This window comes from Nocardia terpenica (assembly GCF_013186535.1).
In the GTDB taxonomy this organism is placed as follows: domain Bacteria; phylum Actinomycetota; class Actinomycetes; order Mycobacteriales; family Mycobacteriaceae; genus Nocardia; species Nocardia terpenica.
Window position 1 is genome coordinate 1,507,582 of sequence record NZ_JABMCZ010000003.1, and the last position, 18,589, is coordinate 1,526,170.

Here is an 18,589-nt window from a genome sequence, read left to right on the forward strand (position 1 = left end):
TCGCCGCCCTGGCAGGCATCACCAGGGCGACCCTGTCGATGTGGAAGCGGAGGCACCCCGACTTCCCTCGCCCGCAGTCCTCGGAGGAGGGGGAGTTCTTTGTCCTTGCCGAAGTACTCGAGTGGCTGAGGACCCGCCCGATCCCTGAAGGTCAACTGCTGCCGACCGAACGCAAAGGTTGCACGTACGCCGATCGGATAATTCGGAACTCTCCTAATCGGATTGTTGACCGGTCGGCCCCATCGGGCGCTCGCGATGGGGCCGACCGGCAATCATCCAGCCATGCCGATGCCCTCGCCGAACTGTATGGGCCATTGGCGCAACGGGTGTGCGGTAGCGGGCCGCAGATGGACTACCTGCAACTACTGCTGTGTGCGGTTTTCGTACGAGTCCGAGCTCCCGAGCAATGGGCGCGGATCAGTGATCTTTCCGCCAAAGCTGTTGCAGATCAAGGTGATCCGGCGAAGCTGCTCGATTCGGTTGGGGCAGTCGTAGACGCAGTACTGCGCGGGCACGGTGTGCTGCCAGGTATGCGGCCCATCTTCGCGCGACTACAGCCGGACGCGGTCGAGGACGTGGCCCAGGTCCTGCGGACATGTCATGATTTGGACCACGACTCGTTTCGGGAAATACTTGATCGTTTCGCGGAGTGGGGTCAACGGGACAGCAGTGAATTCTTTACGCCATCTAGCATTGTGGGGCTGGCGACTGAGATCATGCTCCATGAGGTCACGGGCCCTGTACGGTGCCACGATCCCTATCTGCGATTCGGGGAATTTCTCGCGGGGGTGGTATCTGCTGTTGAAGATGTAGAAGCGACGGGGTATGGACATCGCCCGGAGCAACTCCGCCTAGCGGCGATGAACATCGCAGTTCATGGCGCAGATATTGCGAACCTGCTACCTGGCGATGTCTTGGCCGCTAAGGATCTGTCGGGCCGACCGATTGGGGCCGACATTGTCGTGTCCAACCCGCCGTTCAATCAGAAGGTGTCCGGCGAATGGACTCCGCCCGAGGGAGGTTGGCCATTCAAAGTGCCGCCGAAGAAGAACGGCAACTTCGCCTGGCTCCAGCACGTATTTGCTTCGCTGCGCGATGGCGGTCGGGCGGCGGTGGTCATGCCAAATCAAGCCGCCGTGTCAGATAACGAGGACGAGCTAGCCATACGTGCCGCAATGGTCGAGCGCGGAGTCGTTGAATGTGTCATCACCCTGCCTCCAGGGCTGTTCGCTACCACGCCCGTTCCGGTGAGCATTTGGATCCTTACCCGACAGGAGGAAAGCAGACAATCCGTTCTTCTTATCGACGCCCGAGCGGCGGGCAAGAAGCAGGCAGGGAAGCGAATCCTGCGAGAACAGGATAAAAAATCCATCGTCGGATGTTATTTTGACTGGCGAACTTCTACGCCGGAATTCCGCACGAGAGATTTGGATCGAGGGGGTCTCGCCGTCGCTGTAAGCCTTGCTGATATCAAACGTCATGCATACTCTCTCGGTCCCGCTGATTACCGCCCGATTCCTGGCAATATCGCAGGTAGAAATTTGGCGCCATTACGTGCCCTATGTGAGATCCAGGCGGGCCCGTCGAACAATATCATCAAGAAGATCCAGTATGCGGATAACGGGGTCCCAATTATTGCGCCCACGCAACTGCGGTATCGCCGCATCACGGACGAACATACGAGGTCGGTACTCCCAGCGGTTGCTGCGGGGATGAGGAAGTTCCAGCTTAGAGAGAGGGACATTCTGTGCGTCAGGACTGGGTCTCTGGGCCCCTGCGCGATTGCCGATCGCAGCAACGAGGGCATGTTGTTCAGCACGAGTCTACTGAGGCTACGCGTACTTGACCCCAGCTCGGTGGACGCGCTGTATCTCCTTGCATTCCTCTCGCTCCCTTCCACCAGAACGTGGATCGAGAACAAAGCCGCTGGTACCACCATCCCGTCCATCAGTTCGGCCAACCTCGGCAAGCTGCTAGTGCCCCTGCCGTCTCTGGACGAGCAGAGACGAATCGGTGCTGAGATGGCCACTGCCGATGCGGGCATCGCCGCTCTGCAAAAGCAGATTCGCGTCGCGGAGGCAGAGCGAACGAGCGCTGCAACCGCCCTCTTCGCGGGAATGGCCTCGTCACTCGAGGAGGACGCCGACGAAACGGGCAACAAATAGGCGAATTAGAGCGATATCCGGAGGCGTGCCCTGGCCCTGCAGCGCGGGAACAGCGCCTGGGGTCGTGACCGAGTTAGCTGTGAGTCGTTGATCGTTTTTGGGTTATCCTCGCGTGAAGCATAGGTGTTCAAGATCTCGATCGGGTTGACGTACCCGACTTGATCGGCAACTAGTGCGGTGGACGGTACGATCACCGCTGACATAGCGGTTGCAGGACAACACCCGCGTCGTAGGGTTTGTCCGCGGTAAATTCTCAACGGCAGACCCGATGCGTCGGCTGCTGGTTGCGCCGAGAACCGGCCCCGGGCATATCGAGGTATGGGTCGGCGTTCGCACCACCACGGACACGGTGGTGATTCCTGGGCGCGCGGACAGGGGGGCGGTACCGCGAATGGGGGTGTTGGCGTGGAAGGCGTGACGTCACCGGCTGTTCCCGCATCCGCGGCTTCCGGCGGCGCGGGCGATCAGTGTTCCCACCAGCCGCAGCGCGGTGGTTTCATCCAGCGTGTCGTCACGTAGTGTGGCTGTCAACTGCCGAGTCAGGCGGACGATGTAATCCGAGTCGACCGGCTCCCCATCCACGCCGGACCCCCGCAACTCGTACTCGATGGTGTCCGCCGCCAAATGATTACCTGCGGCGTGCAACTCGTCGATTCGCGCCGCAATCGCATCCATGCCGTGTGTGGCCGCAATCTCCCGCAGGTCGTGAGGATCAGATCGGTCTCCGGTTGACGACCGGTTTTTGATAGGACCGATGTCCGTAGGCATTGTCGAAACCAGCCTCCCTGTACCGTAATGCAATTCAGCAACTGTGCGTCCCGCTGACCGGATCCTTCTGTCGGTCAGCGGGGTTTCGCCATCAATTTGAAAGAATCAGCGACCTTGCGAAAGACGTGGCGAGGGAAATGCATTGGCGGAATCCTCGGATAGAGCATTATTGCTTGGGTATGCACTCGACGCTGTGTAGCGTCCGATCTACGTAACGACCGCGGAACCGGAGAGCTCGAAGTTAGAACGTTCATCGCCGAGAGGGCTACACCGGCGCCGGTCAGCCACATTGCCGACCGGTGCCGGGTGCTGCTATCAGCGTCGTCCGAATATCGCTGCGGCGGAAGACAGATCACGTGTACAGCGGAACTTTGTACACGGAGTCATCGGCGGGTGGTATGGGATGCTGGTGGTGAATGGAGGGATAATGGATACCGATTTCGAAAAGATGCTCAGCGACCGTGTCACCCGGCTGCACAGCGCTCACGGCGTGCCCAGCCTGACGGTAGCTGTCGCCCAGCGCGAGGTTTGCCTCGGCGCAGTCGCAATGGGCTTCGCCGACGTCGAGCACGGTATTCCGGCCAGCCCCGACAGCGTGTACCGCATCGGCTCCATCACCAAGACCTTCACCGCGGCGCTGGCCCTTCAGTTGGTCGATCAGCAGTGCCTCGACCTGAACGCCCCGGTCGGACACTACCTTCGGTCGACCTCGTTCGGTCAGGTGCCCCTGCGCATGCTGTTGGCCCACTGCGGCGGCATTCAACGTGAGGTCCCCGGCGATCTGTGGGAGTCGATGCAGGGACCGACCAAATCTGAATTGTGCGAGGCTTTTACCCGGGTGGAGATGGTGGCCGAGCCGGGACAGCGATGGCATTACTCCAACCTCGGGTACGCCACGGTCGGCGCGATCATCGAGTATGTCGCAGGTCGTCCCTGTGACGAGCTGATCAGCGAGACACTGCTGACGCCGTTGGGCATGAGCCGGACAACGTGGACGCCACCGTCGGATGCGGTGGTCGGCTATCGCATCGATCCATATATTGAGGTCTTCCACCGTGAACCGGTCTTGGATCGAGCGGCGACCGCTGTTGCCGGCCAATTATGGTCCACTCCAGCCGATCTGCTGCGCTGGGGCAATGCGCTCATCGGTGCGGAACCGGATGTCGTGCCTATATCGGTCATCGACAGAATGCATACCCTACAGATCATGGCCGATCCCCGAGCGTGGACGAAGGGATGGGGACTGGGACTGATCCTCCAACGCCGCCCCGATCGCATTCTCGCCGGTCACACCGGCCACACGCCCGGCTTTCACGCGGCGCTGACCATCGACAGAGAGTCCGGGACCGTGGTCGTCGCCTGCACCAACGCCACGCGTGGCATCACTTTGGCCGATGTCACCGCCGACATTGCCGACCAAGCCGCCGTCCTCCACCCGCCGGCCCCTGCACCGAGGTGGAGACCGGCACCGCCGTGTCCCGAGGAGGTCGGCGAGATCCTCGGCCGGTGGTGGTCCGAAGCCGAGGAAACTGTGTTCACCTGGCGCCATGACGGCCTGCACGCCAACCTTGCCGCCGATCCGGACAACACCGACACCGCTTTCATTACCGATGCTCCCGGTTGCTACCTTGCCGTCCAAGGACGCTTCCAGGGCGAACGCCTGACCGTTGTCCGCACTGCTTCGGGAACCCAATTGCGTTGGGCCACGTACCCTTTCACTCGTTCGCCACGATGAAACTCCGCAACCGGTCCCACGTAGCGGCCACGTCCGGGATGCTCGGACTCGATCGCAAACGAAGGCTGGCAGCATGGAACATTCGGATGACGCGCGGGGTTACCGCGCCGGGCTCGGCGTAGTCGAGTGCCTCCTCGATTGCGGCACAGCCTGTCTCGATCTCACCGAGCTTCAGATGTGCTTCAGCGGATGCGAGACGGCAGAGGATACCGTTCCGAACGAACAGCTGCGGGCTGGCTGCGATTCCATCCTCCATCACCGCAATCGCCGCTCGCGGTTCGCCGAGATCCAGTAGACACCACCCACGATGTCTCACCGGACCGGACTCGTCGAAAACCGATAGCCAGTCGGGGTCGGAGTCGTCTGCCACATGCCGGTTCAACTCCGATTCCGACTCATCGAGCATCCGGCGACACAGGTCGGCCTCACCCAGCCGGGCGTGGGCGCGGGCAGCTATCGCGGCCGCGAACGCCGCCAACCTCTTGTTGCCGCTGCGTCGCGCCCACGCCAAAGACCCATACGCGCGCTCGGCGCCCAACGCGGGATTACCGCACCAGATATTGGATAACGCCGCATTCGGCCCGAGCACATAGGCGACAAGGGTCCGCGGCACCGGCTTGTTCTGCGACGTTCCGGGCGCGAGCGAACATCCGCTCGGCGCCCGCTTGATCACCTCGATCGAACATCATCCACCCGGCAAGCTGCTCGGCCTCGGCCAGCGTGCGTCGCAGCGATGTTTTCGCCGGGGCCGACAGTTTCGAACTGTCCACTGCAGCAGTGGCTTTGGCGAATGTCATCAGCTCGGCATGCCGATCCACGGCCAGGGTGTGATCGGCCGCCCGCACATCGTCGATCACTCGTCGTAACGTGATCTCCGCATTATCCGGACACAATGTCGGCGGCTGAACCATCGGTCGATCCGCAGCGGCGAACAACAGCGCAGCCAGTCGCTCGAGCTCACCCCGCGCGTCCAGGACGTCATCCAACCGTTGCACCAAGTCCGGATGCGGACGCCGCTGCGCGTTTTCGATCTTGGCCAGCAGCTCGCCGCTGACAAATACCAGACGCCCCAGTGCGCGAAGCGATCGTCCGCTCGCCAGCCGGTGTGCCCGCAGTTCCGCGCCGAACGTCGCCGCAGCCGACGCCTGTGGATCCAATTCTCGATGGGCTTTCCCCATGCGCCGATTATTCCTAATCACAGTCGGGGCCGCAGTCCCTTGCGGCTGTTGCACCTCCCAAATCGGTGGAGCATCACCGCAACTCTGCAACCGTGAAATAGACTTTCTCGCAGCGGGTTTCGTATTACCTTCGGGAGGTTGCCCCATGGCCCTGGCCATCGCCGAGATCCCCAACGAGGAATGCTTCGAGCGAATAGTCAACCCGCTCACCGGTTCCGAAGGTTTCTCCCGCATCTTGCCCGACGGCGCTTACCGCGATGTCCTCCCGCTGGCACCGTTGACACCGACAGTGGCGCTGGTGGCCACGCCGTGAATACCGCTGTCGCCGTCGCCCTGGTTGGCATGGTAGCCATTGCCGCGACCGGCTTCCTGGGCCGTCGTATCCCCGCTGTCGACCTCGCCGAATGGTCCGTTGCCGGACGACGTTTCGGCGCTGTCACCATGTGGTTTCTGCAGGCGGGCGAGACATTCACCACCTTCGGCTTTCTCGGCCTAGCGGGCCTGGCGTTCACCGGTGGTGTCGCCGTCACCTACGTCATCGTGTACGCCCCGCTGGCCTGTATCGTCTGGTATTTCGTGGGGCCGCGGCTGTGGCGGCTGGGACGCAGGCACGGCTACCTGACCCAGGCCGATTTCTACGAGCAGCGATATGGCAGCAAGACACTGGGCACGTTGGTTGCGGTCTCCTCGGTGATCTTCATGCTGCCCTACCTGCAGCTGCAGATCACCGGGCTCGGGCTGATCGTCGGCTTGGTCACTCACGACAGTAGCTCCGGCACCTGGGCCAAGATCGTCGGGACGGTGCTGACGGCCGCCTTCGTGCTGTGGTCGGGTATCCGCGGCACCGCTACCACCTCGTACCTGAAGGACGCCCTCATGCTCGCCGCAGTCGCGATCGTCGCGGTCGGGGTGTCGTTACACGTCGGTGGTATCGGACATGTCTTCCACGACATCGCGCGCCTACACCCGGCAATGCTGACACTGCACGCCGGACCCAATGATCAAGTGTGGTGGATCACCAGCATGCTGGCCAGTCTCATCGGCAGCGCCTTTTTCACACTCCCGGGCCTCTGGCCCGCGCTGCTATCGGCACGCAGCGCAACAAGCCTGCGCCGCAACTGGATACTGCTTCCGCTCTACCAGATAGCGATAGTGCTGCCGATAACGATCGGATTCGTCGCGATCTTGACGCTGCCCAGGAGTGCGTCGGCCAACGGTGCGCTGTTGACGCTGACGCGCCAATCGGTGCCGGCGTGGTTGCTAGGACTGATCGCGGTGGCAGGGGCGGCGACAGCAATGGTGCCAGCGTCGGCGATGGTGCTGGCGATGTCATCGAATGTGGCGCGCAACGTGATCCGCGTCGGCAGTCCACGCGCCCAGGTCTTCGCCAACCACGGTGTGGTCCTACTCATTCTGGCGTTGGCGTTGGTTTTAGATCTGACTCGGCCCAATTCTCTGGCCAATCTGCTGCTGATCACCTTCAGCGGGCTGGTACAGTTCGCTCCCGGTCTGGTGGCTGGGTTGCCCGAACGTCCGTTGCTGGGTAAAGCGGCGGTGCTGGGTGGCACCGTCGTCGGCGAGGCGTTCGTTGTCTGGGCGACGTTCTGGAATATCGGTCTGGCGCACGTGAACGCTGGCATTCCCGCGCTCGGCATCAATATTGCAGTAGCGATCCTGATCGAGGCCGCCGGTCCTGGGACCACCGATACTTGAGCTATCTGGAAGCGGCAGTGGCGTCGAAATAAATGCAGGTCAAAGCATGTTTTGCTAGATTTCCGTGTCGTGTGTGATGAGGGCGCGTCAGGCAGATGCTCAGGCGAGATGGTCTCTTGCCTATGTCCATCCGTTCGGTCGGTACGGTCCTGCCCTCACCGAGAAGCTTTTGTTCCCACCGCTCGACATTCGGCGGGTGGTAGGCGCCGCCTGGATCGACTGCCGATGACAAGTAGACTTTCTGGTCGTCGGAGGCATCGAGGCGTCGCCAGGAGTCCGGATAGTACCGACGGCTGCGCGGATCGAGTAGCAAGTCGAGGGTATTCAGGATCCGGTACCGGAGAACTGTAGGCCTGCGGCGGTTGCCTCTCTCCATCCAGTGCAGCGTGATATCGGACAGTCGGCTGTCGGCATAGCCGCTACCGATATCGATGTGTGAGCCTTTGAACCACACTTGCTTGACCCGGTCGGGCTGCTGCTGCAGCAGCACTCCCGCCTCGTCGCTGCCCTCCCACAGGCAGGGCCCGGCGGCGTTCATCGATGGCCAGCGCCTGGCGGGCGGTTTTTACATATGGAGACAGCTGCACATCGTGGAAGCGATACCGCCACGAGGTCACTTCGGGCACTCCTAACGCGCCGACGGCCTCGAACGTTCCAAGAAACTTGACCGACACGGGATAGTGGCTGTGCTCCTCGCGGAAATCCACCCAAAGTTGCGGATCCGGATCGTCGGGATTCTATTTGTGCTGACGGTCGATCTTCAAAGCATCCGGAAATTGTCCGGCGCCCATCGCCTCAGCCGTCAACAGTCCCAGGCGGTGAATCAGGCCGGTCAGGCTGCGGGTGGTATAAGCGCCGCGGCTGAAGCCGAAGATGAAAATCTCGTCACCAGGCTCCCAGTTCAACGCCAGCTGCCTGTGCATCGTCGCGAGGTCCGCGTCCAGATTCCCGCGTGAACCGGAACCGTCCGTATAAAAGACCTGCTGGACCACGCGCTCACCCGTGTCCGAAGTCGTGCCCAGGCGCACCGAACCAGTGATCTTGGCGATGTTCGTCACATCCGTGAATCTTCCGCCCTATCCGCACGGTGCACGAGGTGCCCATCTGTCGCAGCGGGCCATCACAGCACACACACCAGACGCTTCATGCCCCCCCCACCTCGATCCCCCAGCTCGTTGAGTTCACCGGACAGCAGTCTCTCCACCAGTGCGCCAACCTTTTTCACGACAACCGGATCGACAGCACCTGCCCCGAAGACGACCAGGCCGTTGGTCACGACCGAACCCTCAACCAACGCAGCAGTTGCTCCGGTACCTAAATCGAGGTGGATAGCGATCGATACCGCATAAACCCCGCCGCCTGGCCCACGGACGTACCCAAGGCCAACCCTCGACACGACTACTGGCCCCTACAGGAACACGGCACCGCAATTGCAGGCAGAGCCCAGGAGCCCCACAGGGCATATGGCCACATGCGTACGACGACAAACGCACGACCGGTCCTCCGGCTCCAGCGACGGAAATCGGCCAGAACCGACCGCGCCGTTCGTGCTGCAATCGTCAAGTCAGCATGCAATCACAGCTGTCAATCTCGAAGGAACGCTACCCCCGAACCGTATACGAGTATCTGTCATAACCCAGAGGTCGTAGGCTCAAATCCTGTCCCCGCTACTAGCGGCCCAGGCCAGAGGAGTTTTCGAACTCTCCGGCCTGGGCCATTTTTCGGCCTACTGGGTGTGAGTCGGGATGGTCTGATCCGGGTCGCTTCACTTGTGGAACGCTGGAGGTAGGGGTAGACCCTTCTCCTGCATTACTTCTCGCATGCGGTTGGGGTAGTCGGTGATTATGCCGTCGACGCCGGTGTCGATTTGGGCGGCGATGGCGGGTTTGTCGTTGATGGACCAGGGGATTATCTTCAGGCCGAGGTTGTGGGCCTTCTGGACGTCGGTGGTTGTCACTGCCATCTTGAAGCCGGGGGAGCCGAATGTGTTGTCGGTGTCCCAGGGTTCTACGTAGCTGGGTGAGGCGATGTCGGCGCCGAGGGCCTTTACTGCGGCGAGGGGATCGGCCTTGTGGTCCTCGTAGTGGATGGGGCCCAGCCATCGGGAGTGGGGGGTGAAGGTTGAATTGTCGTAGAGGGCTACGGTCGGGATGGCGGGGTTCTTCGCCTTCACCAGCGGGAGGGAGCTCCAGTCGAAGCTTTGGATCTCGGTTTTGTCGGTGGCGGCCGCCTTGTTCACCTCGTCGAGGATGATGTCGACGAATTCCTGGGGTGTTGCGGACTGTTCCGGATGTTCGGCCTCGATCTTCGTCTCGATGTTGTAGCGGAGGGCCTCGAAGGCGCCCGGGTAGCTCTTCACCAGATCGAACAACTCCGGTAATTTTGCGATCTTGTTGCCCGGAACGGGTTGTTGCTCCGGGAATTTCGGCAGCGTCTTGTTGCAATCGAGGGTGCGCACCTGGTCGTAGGTGAGCTCGTGGACCAGCTTACCGACGTACGGGAACTTCGGATCGCCGGGAAACGCCGGTGCGGTATCGGCGCACTTCTCGGCCTGGATCACCGGATCGTGCCAGATCAGCGGCGCCTTGTCGGCGGTGAGGACGATGTCGAGTTCCAATGTGCTGACACCGATTTCGATCGAATGCGCGTAAGCGGCCAGCGATTCCTCCACCAGCAGGCCGCGACCACCACGGTGTGACTGCAGATCGACCATGCGATGAGGGTCGAGGCGCTGAGCGCTCGATGGAGCGGTGGATGTACCCGATGACTCCTTGTCACTTCCGCACGCGGTCAGCCCGACAGCGGCGACCGCCACGGCCACGGCGGCGATCCTACGCATCAATTGCTTGTCCTCCCGATCGGGTATGTATCGGGTCACATTAGCAATTGTCTAGCAATCTAGAGTCTTCTGTGTCTCGGCGAGGCTGCGGTAAGGGGTGCGGCTGGGGTGAATCTCGGGCACAGGGGGTTCGGGCTCGGTTACCGTGGCTTGTGCGCTGGTTACGAGTGGGAGACGCGGGGGCCGCTGTTCGGCGGCTGCTGGATCGGCCGGGGTCTGCGAATCTGTCGCGGTTTCGGCATGTGGTGGCGGCGGCCGGGGAGCGGGAAGATGCGTTGCGGGGGCTTTCGGCGGAGGAGTTGACGGCGGTTGCCGAGGGGCTGCGGACTGCGCCGGAGCGGCCGTTCGGGCATCGTGAGATGGCCGAGATGTGTGCTGTGGGACGGGAAGTGGCGCGCCGGGTGCTGGGGGAGCGGGCGTTCGATGTGCAGTTGCTGGGGACCGTGGCGTTGCTGCACGGGTATGTCGTGGAAATGGCTACAGGGGAGGGGAAGACGCTGTCGGGGGCGCTGGCGGCGGCGGGGTACGCGCTGCAGGGGCGGCGGGTGCACGTGGTGTCGGTGAACGATTATCTGGCGCGCCGGGATGCGGAGTGGATGCGGGAACTGTATGCGGCGCTGGGGGTTTCGGTCGGGTGGGTGGACGAGGATGCCGAGCGGGAGGAGCGGCGGGCGGCCTACGGGTGCGATGTGACGTATGTGTCGGTCAGCGAGGTCGGGTTCGATGTGTTGCGTGACCGGCTGTGCACCGATCCCGCGGACACGGTGCTGCCCGCGCAGGACGTCGTGATCGTCGACGAGGGCGATTCGGTGCTGGTCGACGAGGCGACCGTGCCGCTGGTGTTGGCGGGCACGGTGGACCACGGGCGGCTCGGGGCCGCCGCCACCGTCGCCGAGGTCGTGGGTGGTCTCGCCGAGGGCGAGCACTACGAGGTGGACGACGATCGGCGCAATGTGTATCTGACCGACGCCGGAATCGACCAGGTGCAGCACCGGCTCGGGGGCATCGATCTGTACACCGCCGGGCACGTCGAGTCGGTCACGCAGGTGCAGCTCGCGTTGCACGCCAAGGCTTTACTGCACCGCGACGTGGATTATCTGGTGCGCGACGGCAGGGTCGAACTGATCAATGTCGCCCGCGGGCGGGTCGCGCAGTTGCAGCGGTGGCCGGACGGCCTGCAGGCCGCGATCGAGGCCAAGGAGGGACTGGCCGCCAGCCCGACCGGCGAGGTGCTGGACTCGATCATCGTGCAGGCCCTGATCGGTCGCTACCGCTCGGTGTGCGGCATGACCGGAACCGCGGTCGCCGTCGCCGAGAATCTGGCCGAGTTCTACAAGCTCGAGACCGGGGGGATTCCCACCAATCTGCCGTGTATCCGCGACGACGAGCCCGATCGGCTGTACGCCACGGCCGCACAGAAATTGGCCGCGCTCGTCGACTATGTGCGCGAGGTACACGACACCGGGCGGCCCGTGCTGATCGGCACGCTCAGCGTCGCCGAGTCCGAGCACGTGGCCGTCGAACTCGCCGCGGCGGGCATCGACGGCGTGGTGCTCAATGCGAAGAACGATGCCGAGGAGGCCGCGATCGTGGCCCGCGCCGGAGAATACGGCCGGGTGACGATCTCCACGCAGATGGCGGGGCGCGGCACGGACATTCGGCTCGGCTCCGTCGACGGCCACGACCGGGAGCGGGTCGCCGCGCTCGGCGGGCTGTGCGTCGTGGGGTACGGGCGGTATCACACCAGCAGGCTCGACGATCAGCTGCGCGGCCGCGCCGGACGGCAGGGCGACCCGGGCAGCTCGGTCTTCTTCACCAGCCTGGACGATGATCTGCTCACCTACTACGTCCCCGGCGCCAGACCGCCCGAATCGGTCGATCCCGACGGGCGGGTCCACGACGGACGGGCGCAGCGGGCCATGGATCACGCCCAGCGGGTCGCCGAGGGCACCCACCTGAAGATCCACCGCAACACCTGGCGCTACCACCAGCTGATCAATATCCAGCGCGACGAGGTGCTCACACACCGCGACGAGGTGCTTCGCGGCGACCTCGCGGCCCGCCGCCTGCACGAACTGCGCCCCGAGCGTTACGACGAAATACTCGCCGCCGCAGGCGAATCCGCCCTCCGAGATGCCGCCCGGCTCATCGTCCTCGCGCACCTCGACGAGCGCTGGAGCGAGCACCTGGCCTTCCTCGCCGATGTGCGCGAGGGCATCCACCTGCGGGCGCTGGGGCGCGAGACCCCCATCGACGAATTCCATCGCATCGCCGTCACGGAGTTCTCCCGGTTCTATACCGAGGTGTATCAGTGCTCGGCCGACACGCTCGACCGGGCCACGATCACCGCCGACGGGCTCGACCTGGAATCCGCCGGGCTGAAACGACCCACGTCCACCTGGACCTATCTGGTCACCGACAATCCGTTCGGCTCACCGGAGGAGCGGTTCCTCGACTACTTCGGGGGCGTCATCCGCAACGGCGCCGCCAAGATGGGGCTGCGGGACTGATCAGAGCAGGTCGAGGGCCGCTCGCAGCACGCTGTCGGTATCGATGCCGTGATAGCGGTAGACGTCCTCGAGCGAGCCCGCCTGGCCGAAACGCGTGACGCCGAGCGCGATATGGCGCACCCGGTTGATCCCGGCGAGGAATGCCAGCGTGTGCGGGTGCCCGTCCAGGACCGTGACCAGCGGGGTGGCGCGGTCGGCCGGGAAGAGCTGGTCCAGGATCCAGGTTTCGCCGGTGTCGCGTCCGGCGCGCGCCTGCACCGCCCGGAACAGCAGCCCGGGGCTGGTGATGCACACGACGTCGGCGGGCACCCCGGCCTGCGCCAAACGTGTTGCGGCGGAGAGGGCCTCGGTCACCATCGCGCCCATGGCCGCGATGGTGACCTTCGCGTCGTCCCGCCGGACCAGGGGATAGCCGCCCGCGAGAACCTGGCGGCGACGGCGCTCCCGGGCCGCCGGATCCGCGGGCACCGCGGCGAGGGTCTGATCGACCGGACGGGTCGACAGGCGCAGGTAGGACGAACCGCCGTCGGGGCGGCCGAGGCGGGCCAGACCGGCGAGCAGCGTCCACTCCACCTCGACGGCGAAGGCGGGCTCGTAGCCGATGCAGCCGGGCTGTTCGAGCGCGATGGACGGCGTCTTGATGGACTGATGAGCGCCGCCCTCGGCGGCCAGGCTGACGCCGGACGGGGTGCCGACCAGGATGGACTGCCCGCCCGCGTAGATGCCGAACGACCATGGCTCCAGGGCGCGTTCGACGAACGGGTCGTAGAGCACCCCGATCGGGAACAGCGCCTGCCCCCACCGGCTCCACGTCGCGCCCAGCTCGCCCAGCAGCCCGACGAGGTTGGTCTCGGCGATACCCAGCTCGATGTGCTGGCCCGAGGGGCTTTCCCGCCAGTGCAGAATCGTCTCGGCGTCGTCGGCGAACCAGTCGTGCCGCTCGGCCGCCGACCACACCCCGACCTTGTTGACCCAGCCCGCGAGGTTGGTGCTGGAACTGACATCGGGGCTCACGGTCACCACGCGCGCGGCCGCGTCGGGCGCCTGCCGGGTCAGATCCAGCAGCACCCGGCCGAGCGCCGCCTGGGTGGTGGCGGTGCCCTTCGGTGTGCGGCCGAAGTCGACCGGGATCGCGGGCGGCGCCACGCCGGTGATCGGTTCGCGGCGCAGCCGGGCCGCCGCCGCGCGGCACACCCGCCCGGCCGCGCTGTCGGGGGCGAAACGCTGCCACGGCCGGTCCGGATCCACCCCGGATTCGCTTGCCAGCCGGGTGTATTCGTCGACGGTCAGCAGCGACGAGTGGTTCTGCGGGTGCCCCTCGGTGGGGAGTCCGAACCCCTTGATGGTGTAGGCGAGGATGGCCGTCGGCCGGGTGTCGTCGATGCGGTCGTAGGCCGCCGACAGCGCCTCGAGATCGTGTCCGCCCAGATTGCGGATCGCGGCGGTGAGGGTCGCGTCATCGATGCCCGCGATCAGCTCCGCGATCTGCGCCGCGCCGGGGCCGGTGCCGGGCAGGCGGGTGCGGAGTTCGGTTGCGCCGCACCGCAACAGGCGCTGGTATTCGACATTGGACATCTGCGTGATGCGCTCCCGCAGCGCCGGGCCGCCGGGCCGGTCGAACAGCGACTCGAGCAGGCGTCCGAACGCCACGGTGACGACCTGCCAGCCCGCGGCCTCGAACATCTTCTCCAGCTTGCGCGCGGCGATGTTCGGCACGACCCGATCCAGGGACTGCCGGTTGAGGTCGACGATCCACACCACCTCGCCGAGCTCGGCGACACCGGGATCGAGGATGGCCTCCCACACCGCGCCCTCATCCAGCTCGGCGTCGCCGACCAGCGAATACTGCCGTCCCACACCGGCATTGCCGCCCACGGTGCCGAGATAGCGGCGCGCCACCGCACCCCAGATCGGGGCCGTCGCGCCGATGCCCACCGAGCCCGTCGAATAGTCCACCGGATCGGGGTCCTTGGACCGGCTCGGGTACGACTGGAGCCCGCCGAAGGAGCGCAGGGTGGTCAGATACTGCTCGTCCAGCTCGCCGAGCAGATAGTTGAGCGCGTGCAGGACGGGCGAGGCGTGCGGCTTGACCGACACCCGATCCTGTGGCCGCAGGTGACGCAGCCACAGCGCGGTCATGATCGAGACCATCGACGCGCTCGACGCCTGATGGCCGCCGACCTTGAGCCCGCCGGGGTTGGGGCGCACCCGGTTGGCGTGGTGGATGATCGCCGTGGACAGCCACAGCACGCGCCGCTGGATCTCGTCGAGCACGTCGGTGGTGGCCTCGGGATCGATGGCTGGAGCATTCATCGCTGCGCAGTACACCAATCGGATACCTGCTGCGCAATACGGGCGCTCCGAGTTGATCATTGTGCACGCCATCGAGCGCGGGCTCGGCCGGACGGATGGTCACACTGCGCAGCGCCGGGTGTCGAGCCGGGAAGACCCGGGCCTAGGCGCGTCGCCCGCGTCCGTGGAATTATCTCCCCCGGACACCGTTCCCGCAGCAAGGATTTCGCCATGCCCGCACACGCCGACGTGCTCGACCCCACGATCTGGACCGGGAGGATCTTCAGCGGCCGCTGGCGCGACGCCGCCGCGACCGCACCGGTCGTGGAACCGGCCACCGGCGCCGAGCTCGGGCGCATCGGCACCGCCCGGGTCGAAGACGTCGCCGCCGCGGCCCGCGCCGCGGTCGACGGCCAACGGCGGTGGGCCGCACTGCCGTTCACCGCGCGGGCCGCGGTGCTGCGGCGCGCCGGGGACCTGTTCCGGGAGCACGCGGCCGAGGTCGAGCACTGGCTGATCCGGGAGTCGGGATCGGTGCCGGTGAAGGCGGCGCGGGAGACCGAGGCGGCGGTGCAGGAGAGCTACGAGGCGGCCGCGCTGGCGTCCGCGCCGCCGGGCACGGTGCTGCCCACCGAATTCGATCGGCTGTCGATGAGCCGCCGGGTGCCGGTCGGGGTGGTGGCGGTGATCGCGCCGTTCAATTACCCGATGACGCTGGCGATCCGGTCGGTGGCCCCGGCGCTCGCGCTCGGCAATGCCGTGCTGCTCAAGCCCGACCTGCGGACCGCGGTCGGCGGCGGCGTGGTGCTCGCCCGCATCTTCGAGGAGGCGGGGCTGCCCGAGGGGGTGCTGCATGTGCTGCCGGGCGGCGCGGAGGTCGGTGAGGCGCTGGTTACCGATCCGCTGATTCCGGTCGTGTCGTTCACCGGGTCGACCGCGACCGGCCGCCGGGTGGGTGAGCTGGCCGCGCGGCACCTGAAGCGGACCCATCTCGAGCTCGGCGGTAATTCGGCATTGATCGTGCTCGACGATGCCGACCTCGACGCCGCCGTGGGTCTCGGCGCGTACGGGTCGTTCCTGCATTCGGGGCAGATCTGCATGGCCACCGGACGGCACCTGGTGCACGAGAGCCTGGTGGGCGAGTACGTCGAGCGGCTGTCCGCCCGGGCCGAGGCGCTGGTGGTCGGCGATCCGGCCACCGAGCAGGTCTCGCTCGGCCCGGTTATCGATGCCGTGCAGCGCGACCGGATCCACCACCTGGTGACCGCCGCGGTCGAGGCGGGCGCGAAACTGACCGCGGGCGGCCGCTATCGGGACCTGTTCTACCGGCCCACCGTGCTCTCCGACCTGTCCCCGGAGCTGCCGGTCGTCGCGCAGGAGGTGTTCGGTCCGGTCGCGCCCGTGCTGCCGTTCGCCACGCTGGACGAGGCGGTCCGGCTCGCCGCCGCCGACGAGTACGGCCTGAGCCTCGGCATCGTCACCGGCGACGCGGCCCGGGGCCTCGCCCTCGCCGACCGAATCCCCACCGGCATCGTGCACATCAACGACCAAACCGTGGGCGACGAGGCGGTGAGCCCGTTCGGCGGCCTCGGCGCCTCCGGCACCGGCGGCCGATTCGGCGGCGCGACCGCGAATATCGAAGCCTTCACCGAGACCCGATGGATCACAATGCAGACCCGGCCCGCCAGCCATTCCCTGTGACCCCGGCCCATCCCATTGGCCCCGGCCAACAGCGTGCCGGGGCCAATGGTGCGCGTGCCCGGCTAGCGGAGTGCGTGCCCGGCTAGCGAAGTGTGACCCCGGCCCATCCCACTGGCCCCGGCCAACAGCGTGCCGGGGCCAGTGGTGCGCGTGCCCGGCCAGTGGTGCGCGTGCCCGGCCAGTGGTGCGCGTGCCCGGCCAGCGGAGTGCGTGCCCGGCCAGCGGTGCGCGTGCCCGGCCAGCGGGGAGCGTGCCCGGCCAGCGGAGTGTGCGCCCGGCTAACGGAGTGCCTGCCCGGCCAGCGGAGTGCGTGCCCGGCCAGCGGAGAGCGTGCCGGGGCGGTGGGTGGCTCAGGTGAGGATGGTGCGGGCTTCTCCGGCTGTGACGATCGAGCCGGTGATGAGGACGCCGCCGTTGGGGGGTGCAATTTGGTGGCGGGCAAGGTCGATGGCGCGTTCCAGGGTGGGTTCGGTGTGGACGCGGTCGGGGCCGAAGATGGTTGTTGCGAGGGTGGTGAGTTGGTCGGCGGGCAGGGCGCGGGGGCTGGAGTTGGTGGTGATGATGATCTGGTCCAGGACCGGTTCCAGCTCGGTCAGGATGCCCTTGACGTCCTTGTCGGCCAGGATCGCTACGACGCCGGTGAAACGGACGCCCGGGAATGCGTCGATGATGCCCTGCGCGGTGGTGTGCGCCCCGGCCGGGTTGTGGGCGGCGTCGATGACGGTGAGCGGGTTCGAGGCGACCACCTCGAGCCGTCCGGGCGAGCTGGCGGCGGCGATGCCCGCGCGCACTCGCTCCGGGTCCAGCGGTTGCCGGGGCGCGAGCAGGGCCTCGGCGGCGGCCAGGGCGACCGCGGCGTTCTGCGCCTGATGCGCGCCGTGCAGCGGCAGTTCCAGCCCGTCGAATACCGCGCCGGACGGCGTGCGCACCTCGAGGGTCTGACCGGAATCGGTCGCGGTGCGGGACAGCACCGCGAAGTCCCGGTCCTCCCAGTAGGCCGTCGCGCCGACCTGCTCGACCCGTTCGGTGAGCACCGGCCGCACCTCGTCGACCTGCCGGGCGATCACCACGGTGCTGCCGGGCTTGATGATTCCGGCCTTCTCCCGGGCGATCTCGGCGCGGGTGGAGCCCAGGAACCTCTGGTGGTCCAGGTCGATCGGCGTGATCACCGAGACCGCGGAGTCCACGATATTGGTGGCGTCCCACGCGCCGCCCAGCCCGACCTCGATGATCCCCACGTCGATCTTCGCGTCGGCGAGCGCGGCGAACACCACACCCATGAACGCCTCGAAGTAGGACATGATGATCGGCTGCGTGCGGTCGACCTCGTCGAGGTACGGCCGCGCCCGCCGGTAGGTCTGCACGAACCGCTCGGCCGACAGCGGCTGGCCGTCGATGGTGACCCGCTCGACCAGCGACTGCAGGTGCGGGCTGGTGAATCCGCCGGTCTTCAGCCCGTGGGCACGCAGCACGGCCTCGGTGATGCGACTGGTCGTCGTCTTGCCGTTCGTGCCGGTCAGGTGCACGACGGGGTACGCCTGGTGGGTGCCGCCCATGAGATCGGCCAGCGCCCGCACCCGGTCCAGGCTCGGCTGCGGCGCCGATTCCGGGGCGCGGGCCGTCAGTTCCCGCTCGACTTCGAGAAGCTCCTGGTACCAATCCGTTTCGGTCGCCATGTTCTCCGACCC

The 18,589-nt window shown here is 65.9% G+C and carries 13 protein-coding genes and 1 pseudogene; 6 read left to right on the forward strand and 8 right to left on the reverse strand.

Annotated elements, in window-relative coordinates; translation table 11 throughout:
• Window positions 1-347: 347 nt before the first annotated feature.
• Window positions 348-2,165 carry an N-6 DNA methylase gene (locus tag HPY32_RS28560; RefSeq protein ID WP_171983092.1) on the forward strand — a complete coding sequence of 606 codons (1,818 nt, stop codon included), beginning with the start codon at window positions 348-350 and terminating at the stop codon, window positions 2,163-2,165.
• Window positions 2,166-2,585: 420 nt separating this feature from the next.
• Here the strand turns inward: HPY32_RS28560 and HPY32_RS28565 are convergent, their stop codons facing one another.
• Window positions 2,586-2,840: a hypothetical protein gene (locus HPY32_RS28565; protein ID WP_067577396.1), complete on the reverse strand. Its 255-nt coding sequence runs from the start codon at window positions 2,838-2,840 to the stop codon at window positions 2,586-2,588.
• Between the two features lie 520 nt (window positions 2,841-3,360).
• Between HPY32_RS28565 and HPY32_RS28570 the strand changes: the two genes are divergently transcribed.
• Complete coding sequence (locus tag HPY32_RS28570) at window positions 3,361-4,668, forward strand: serine hydrolase domain-containing protein (protein ID WP_171983093.1); 1,308 nt, start codon at window positions 3,361-3,363, stop codon at window positions 4,666-4,668.
• Here HPY32_RS28570 and HPY32_RS28575 read toward each other — a convergent pair.
• Together HPY32_RS28575 and HPY32_RS28580 are read right to left on the reverse strand one after the other, a co-directional pair.
• On the reverse strand, window positions 4,649-5,281 hold the full coding sequence (locus HPY32_RS28575) for an NsdA family TPR-like regulatory protein (protein ID WP_507236515.1): 633 nt from the start codon (window positions 5,279-5,281) through the stop codon (window positions 4,649-4,651). The two genes, HPY32_RS28570 and HPY32_RS28575, sit on opposite strands and share 20 nt — an antisense overlap.
• Window positions 5,214-5,825: a helix-turn-helix domain-containing protein gene (locus HPY32_RS28580; RefSeq protein ID WP_067577402.1), complete on the reverse strand. Its 612-nt coding sequence runs from the start codon at window positions 5,823-5,825 to the stop codon at window positions 5,214-5,216. Before HPY32_RS28580 ends, HPY32_RS28575 begins: the two co-directional genes overlap by 68 nt.
• Before the next feature lie 166 nt (window positions 5,826-5,991).
• On the opposite strand from HPY32_RS28580, the gene HPY32_RS28585 reads away from it, so the two are divergent.
• Together HPY32_RS28585 and HPY32_RS28590 are read left to right on the forward strand one after the other, a co-directional pair.
• Window positions 5,992-6,159, forward strand: a complete 168-nt coding sequence (locus tag HPY32_RS28585; RefSeq protein ID WP_171983094.1) for a hypothetical protein — start codon at window positions 5,992-5,994, stop codon at window positions 6,157-6,159.
• Entirely contained in the window at window positions 6,156-7,559 is a 1,404-nt protein-coding gene (locus HPY32_RS28590) for a sodium:solute symporter family protein (RefSeq protein WP_216676386.1), read from the forward strand. The genes HPY32_RS28585 and HPY32_RS28590 overlap by 4 nt, the downstream gene beginning before the upstream one ends.
• A gap of 1 nt (window position 7,560) precedes the next feature.
• On the opposite strand, the pseudogene HPY32_RS44920 reads toward HPY32_RS28590, so the two are convergent.
• The 3 genes and pseudogenes from HPY32_RS44920 to HPY32_RS28615 all read right to left on the reverse strand — a co-directional run bounded on the left by HPY32_RS44920 (window position 7,561) and on the right by HPY32_RS28615 (window position 10,398).
• Window positions 7,561-8,617 (reverse strand): annotated as a pseudogene (locus HPY32_RS44920) (phospholipase effector Tle1 domain-containing protein).
• 62 nt (window positions 8,618-8,679) lie between these two features.
• Window positions 8,680-8,835: a hypothetical protein gene (locus tag HPY32_RS28610; RefSeq protein WP_156673798.1), complete on the reverse strand. Its 156-nt coding sequence runs from the start codon at window positions 8,833-8,835 to the stop codon at window positions 8,680-8,682.
• Between the two features lie 489 nt (window positions 8,836-9,324).
• Window positions 9,325-10,398 carry a glycerophosphodiester phosphodiesterase family protein gene (locus HPY32_RS28615; RefSeq protein ID WP_067577406.1) on the reverse strand — a complete coding sequence of 358 codons (1,074 nt, stop codon included), beginning with the start codon at window positions 10,396-10,398 and terminating at the stop codon, window positions 9,325-9,327.
• A gap of 167 nt (window positions 10,399-10,565) precedes the next feature.
• Here HPY32_RS28615 and secA2 point away from each other — a divergent pair, with 167 nt between their 5' ends.
• Window positions 10,566-12,908: an accessory Sec system translocase SecA2 gene (secA2, locus tag HPY32_RS28620; protein WP_171983096.1), complete on the forward strand. Its 2,343-nt coding sequence runs from the start codon at window positions 10,566-10,568 to the stop codon at window positions 12,906-12,908.
• Here the strand turns inward: secA2 and HPY32_RS28625 are convergent, their stop codons facing one another.
• Window positions 12,909-15,221, reverse strand: coding sequence for a thiamine pyrophosphate-binding protein (locus HPY32_RS28625; protein WP_067577410.1), 2,313 nt, complete (start codon window positions 15,219-15,221; stop codon window positions 12,909-12,911).
• 210 nt (window positions 15,222-15,431) lie between these two features.
• Here HPY32_RS28625 and HPY32_RS28630 point away from each other — a divergent pair, with 210 nt between their 5' ends.
• Window positions 15,432-16,901 carry an aldehyde dehydrogenase family protein gene (locus HPY32_RS28630; RefSeq protein ID WP_067577412.1) on the forward strand — a complete coding sequence of 490 codons (1,470 nt, stop codon included), beginning with the start codon at window positions 15,432-15,434 and terminating at the stop codon, window positions 16,899-16,901.
• Window positions 16,902-17,251: 350 nt separating this feature from the next.
• Here HPY32_RS28630 and HPY32_RS28635 read toward each other — a convergent pair whose 3' ends face one another.
• A complete protein-coding gene (locus HPY32_RS28635; RefSeq protein WP_067577415.1) occupies window positions 17,252-18,577 on the reverse strand; it encodes a bifunctional folylpolyglutamate synthase/dihydrofolate synthase in 1,326 nt (441 codons plus the stop codon).
• Between the last annotated feature and the right edge of the window lie 12 nt (window positions 18,578-18,589).

Bases quoted from the DNA above. Each gene is read 5' to 3' on its own strand.
- HPY32_RS28560 (WP_171983092.1), top strand. From the start codon at position 348: ATGGACTACCTGCAACTACTGCTGTGTGCGGTTTTCGTACGAGTCCGA.
- HPY32_RS28565 (WP_067577396.1), bottom strand. From the start codon at position 2,840: ATGGATGCGATTGCGGCGCGAATCGACGAGTTGCACGCCGCAGGTAAT.
- HPY32_RS28570 (WP_171983093.1), top strand. From the start codon at position 3,361: ATGGATACCGATTTCGAAAAGATGCTCAGCGACCGTGTCACCCGGCTG.
- HPY32_RS28585 (WP_171983094.1), top strand. From the start codon at position 5,992: ATGGCCCTGGCCATCGCCGAGATCCCCAACGAGGAATGCTTCGAGCGA.
- HPY32_RS28615 (WP_067577406.1), bottom strand. From the start codon at position 10,398: ATGCGTAGGATCGCCGCCGTGGCCGTGGCGGTCGCCGCTGTCGGGCTG.
- HPY32_RS28625 (WP_067577410.1), bottom strand. From the start codon at position 15,221: ATGAATGCTCCAGCCATCGATCCCGAGGCCACCACCGACGTGCTCGAC.
- HPY32_RS28630 (WP_067577412.1), top strand. From the start codon at position 15,432: ATGCCCGCACACGCCGACGTGCTCGACCCCACGATCTGGACCGGGAGG.
- HPY32_RS28635 (WP_067577415.1), bottom strand. From the start codon at position 18,577: ATGGCGACCGAAACGGATTGGTACCAGGAGCTTCTCGAAGTCGAGCGG.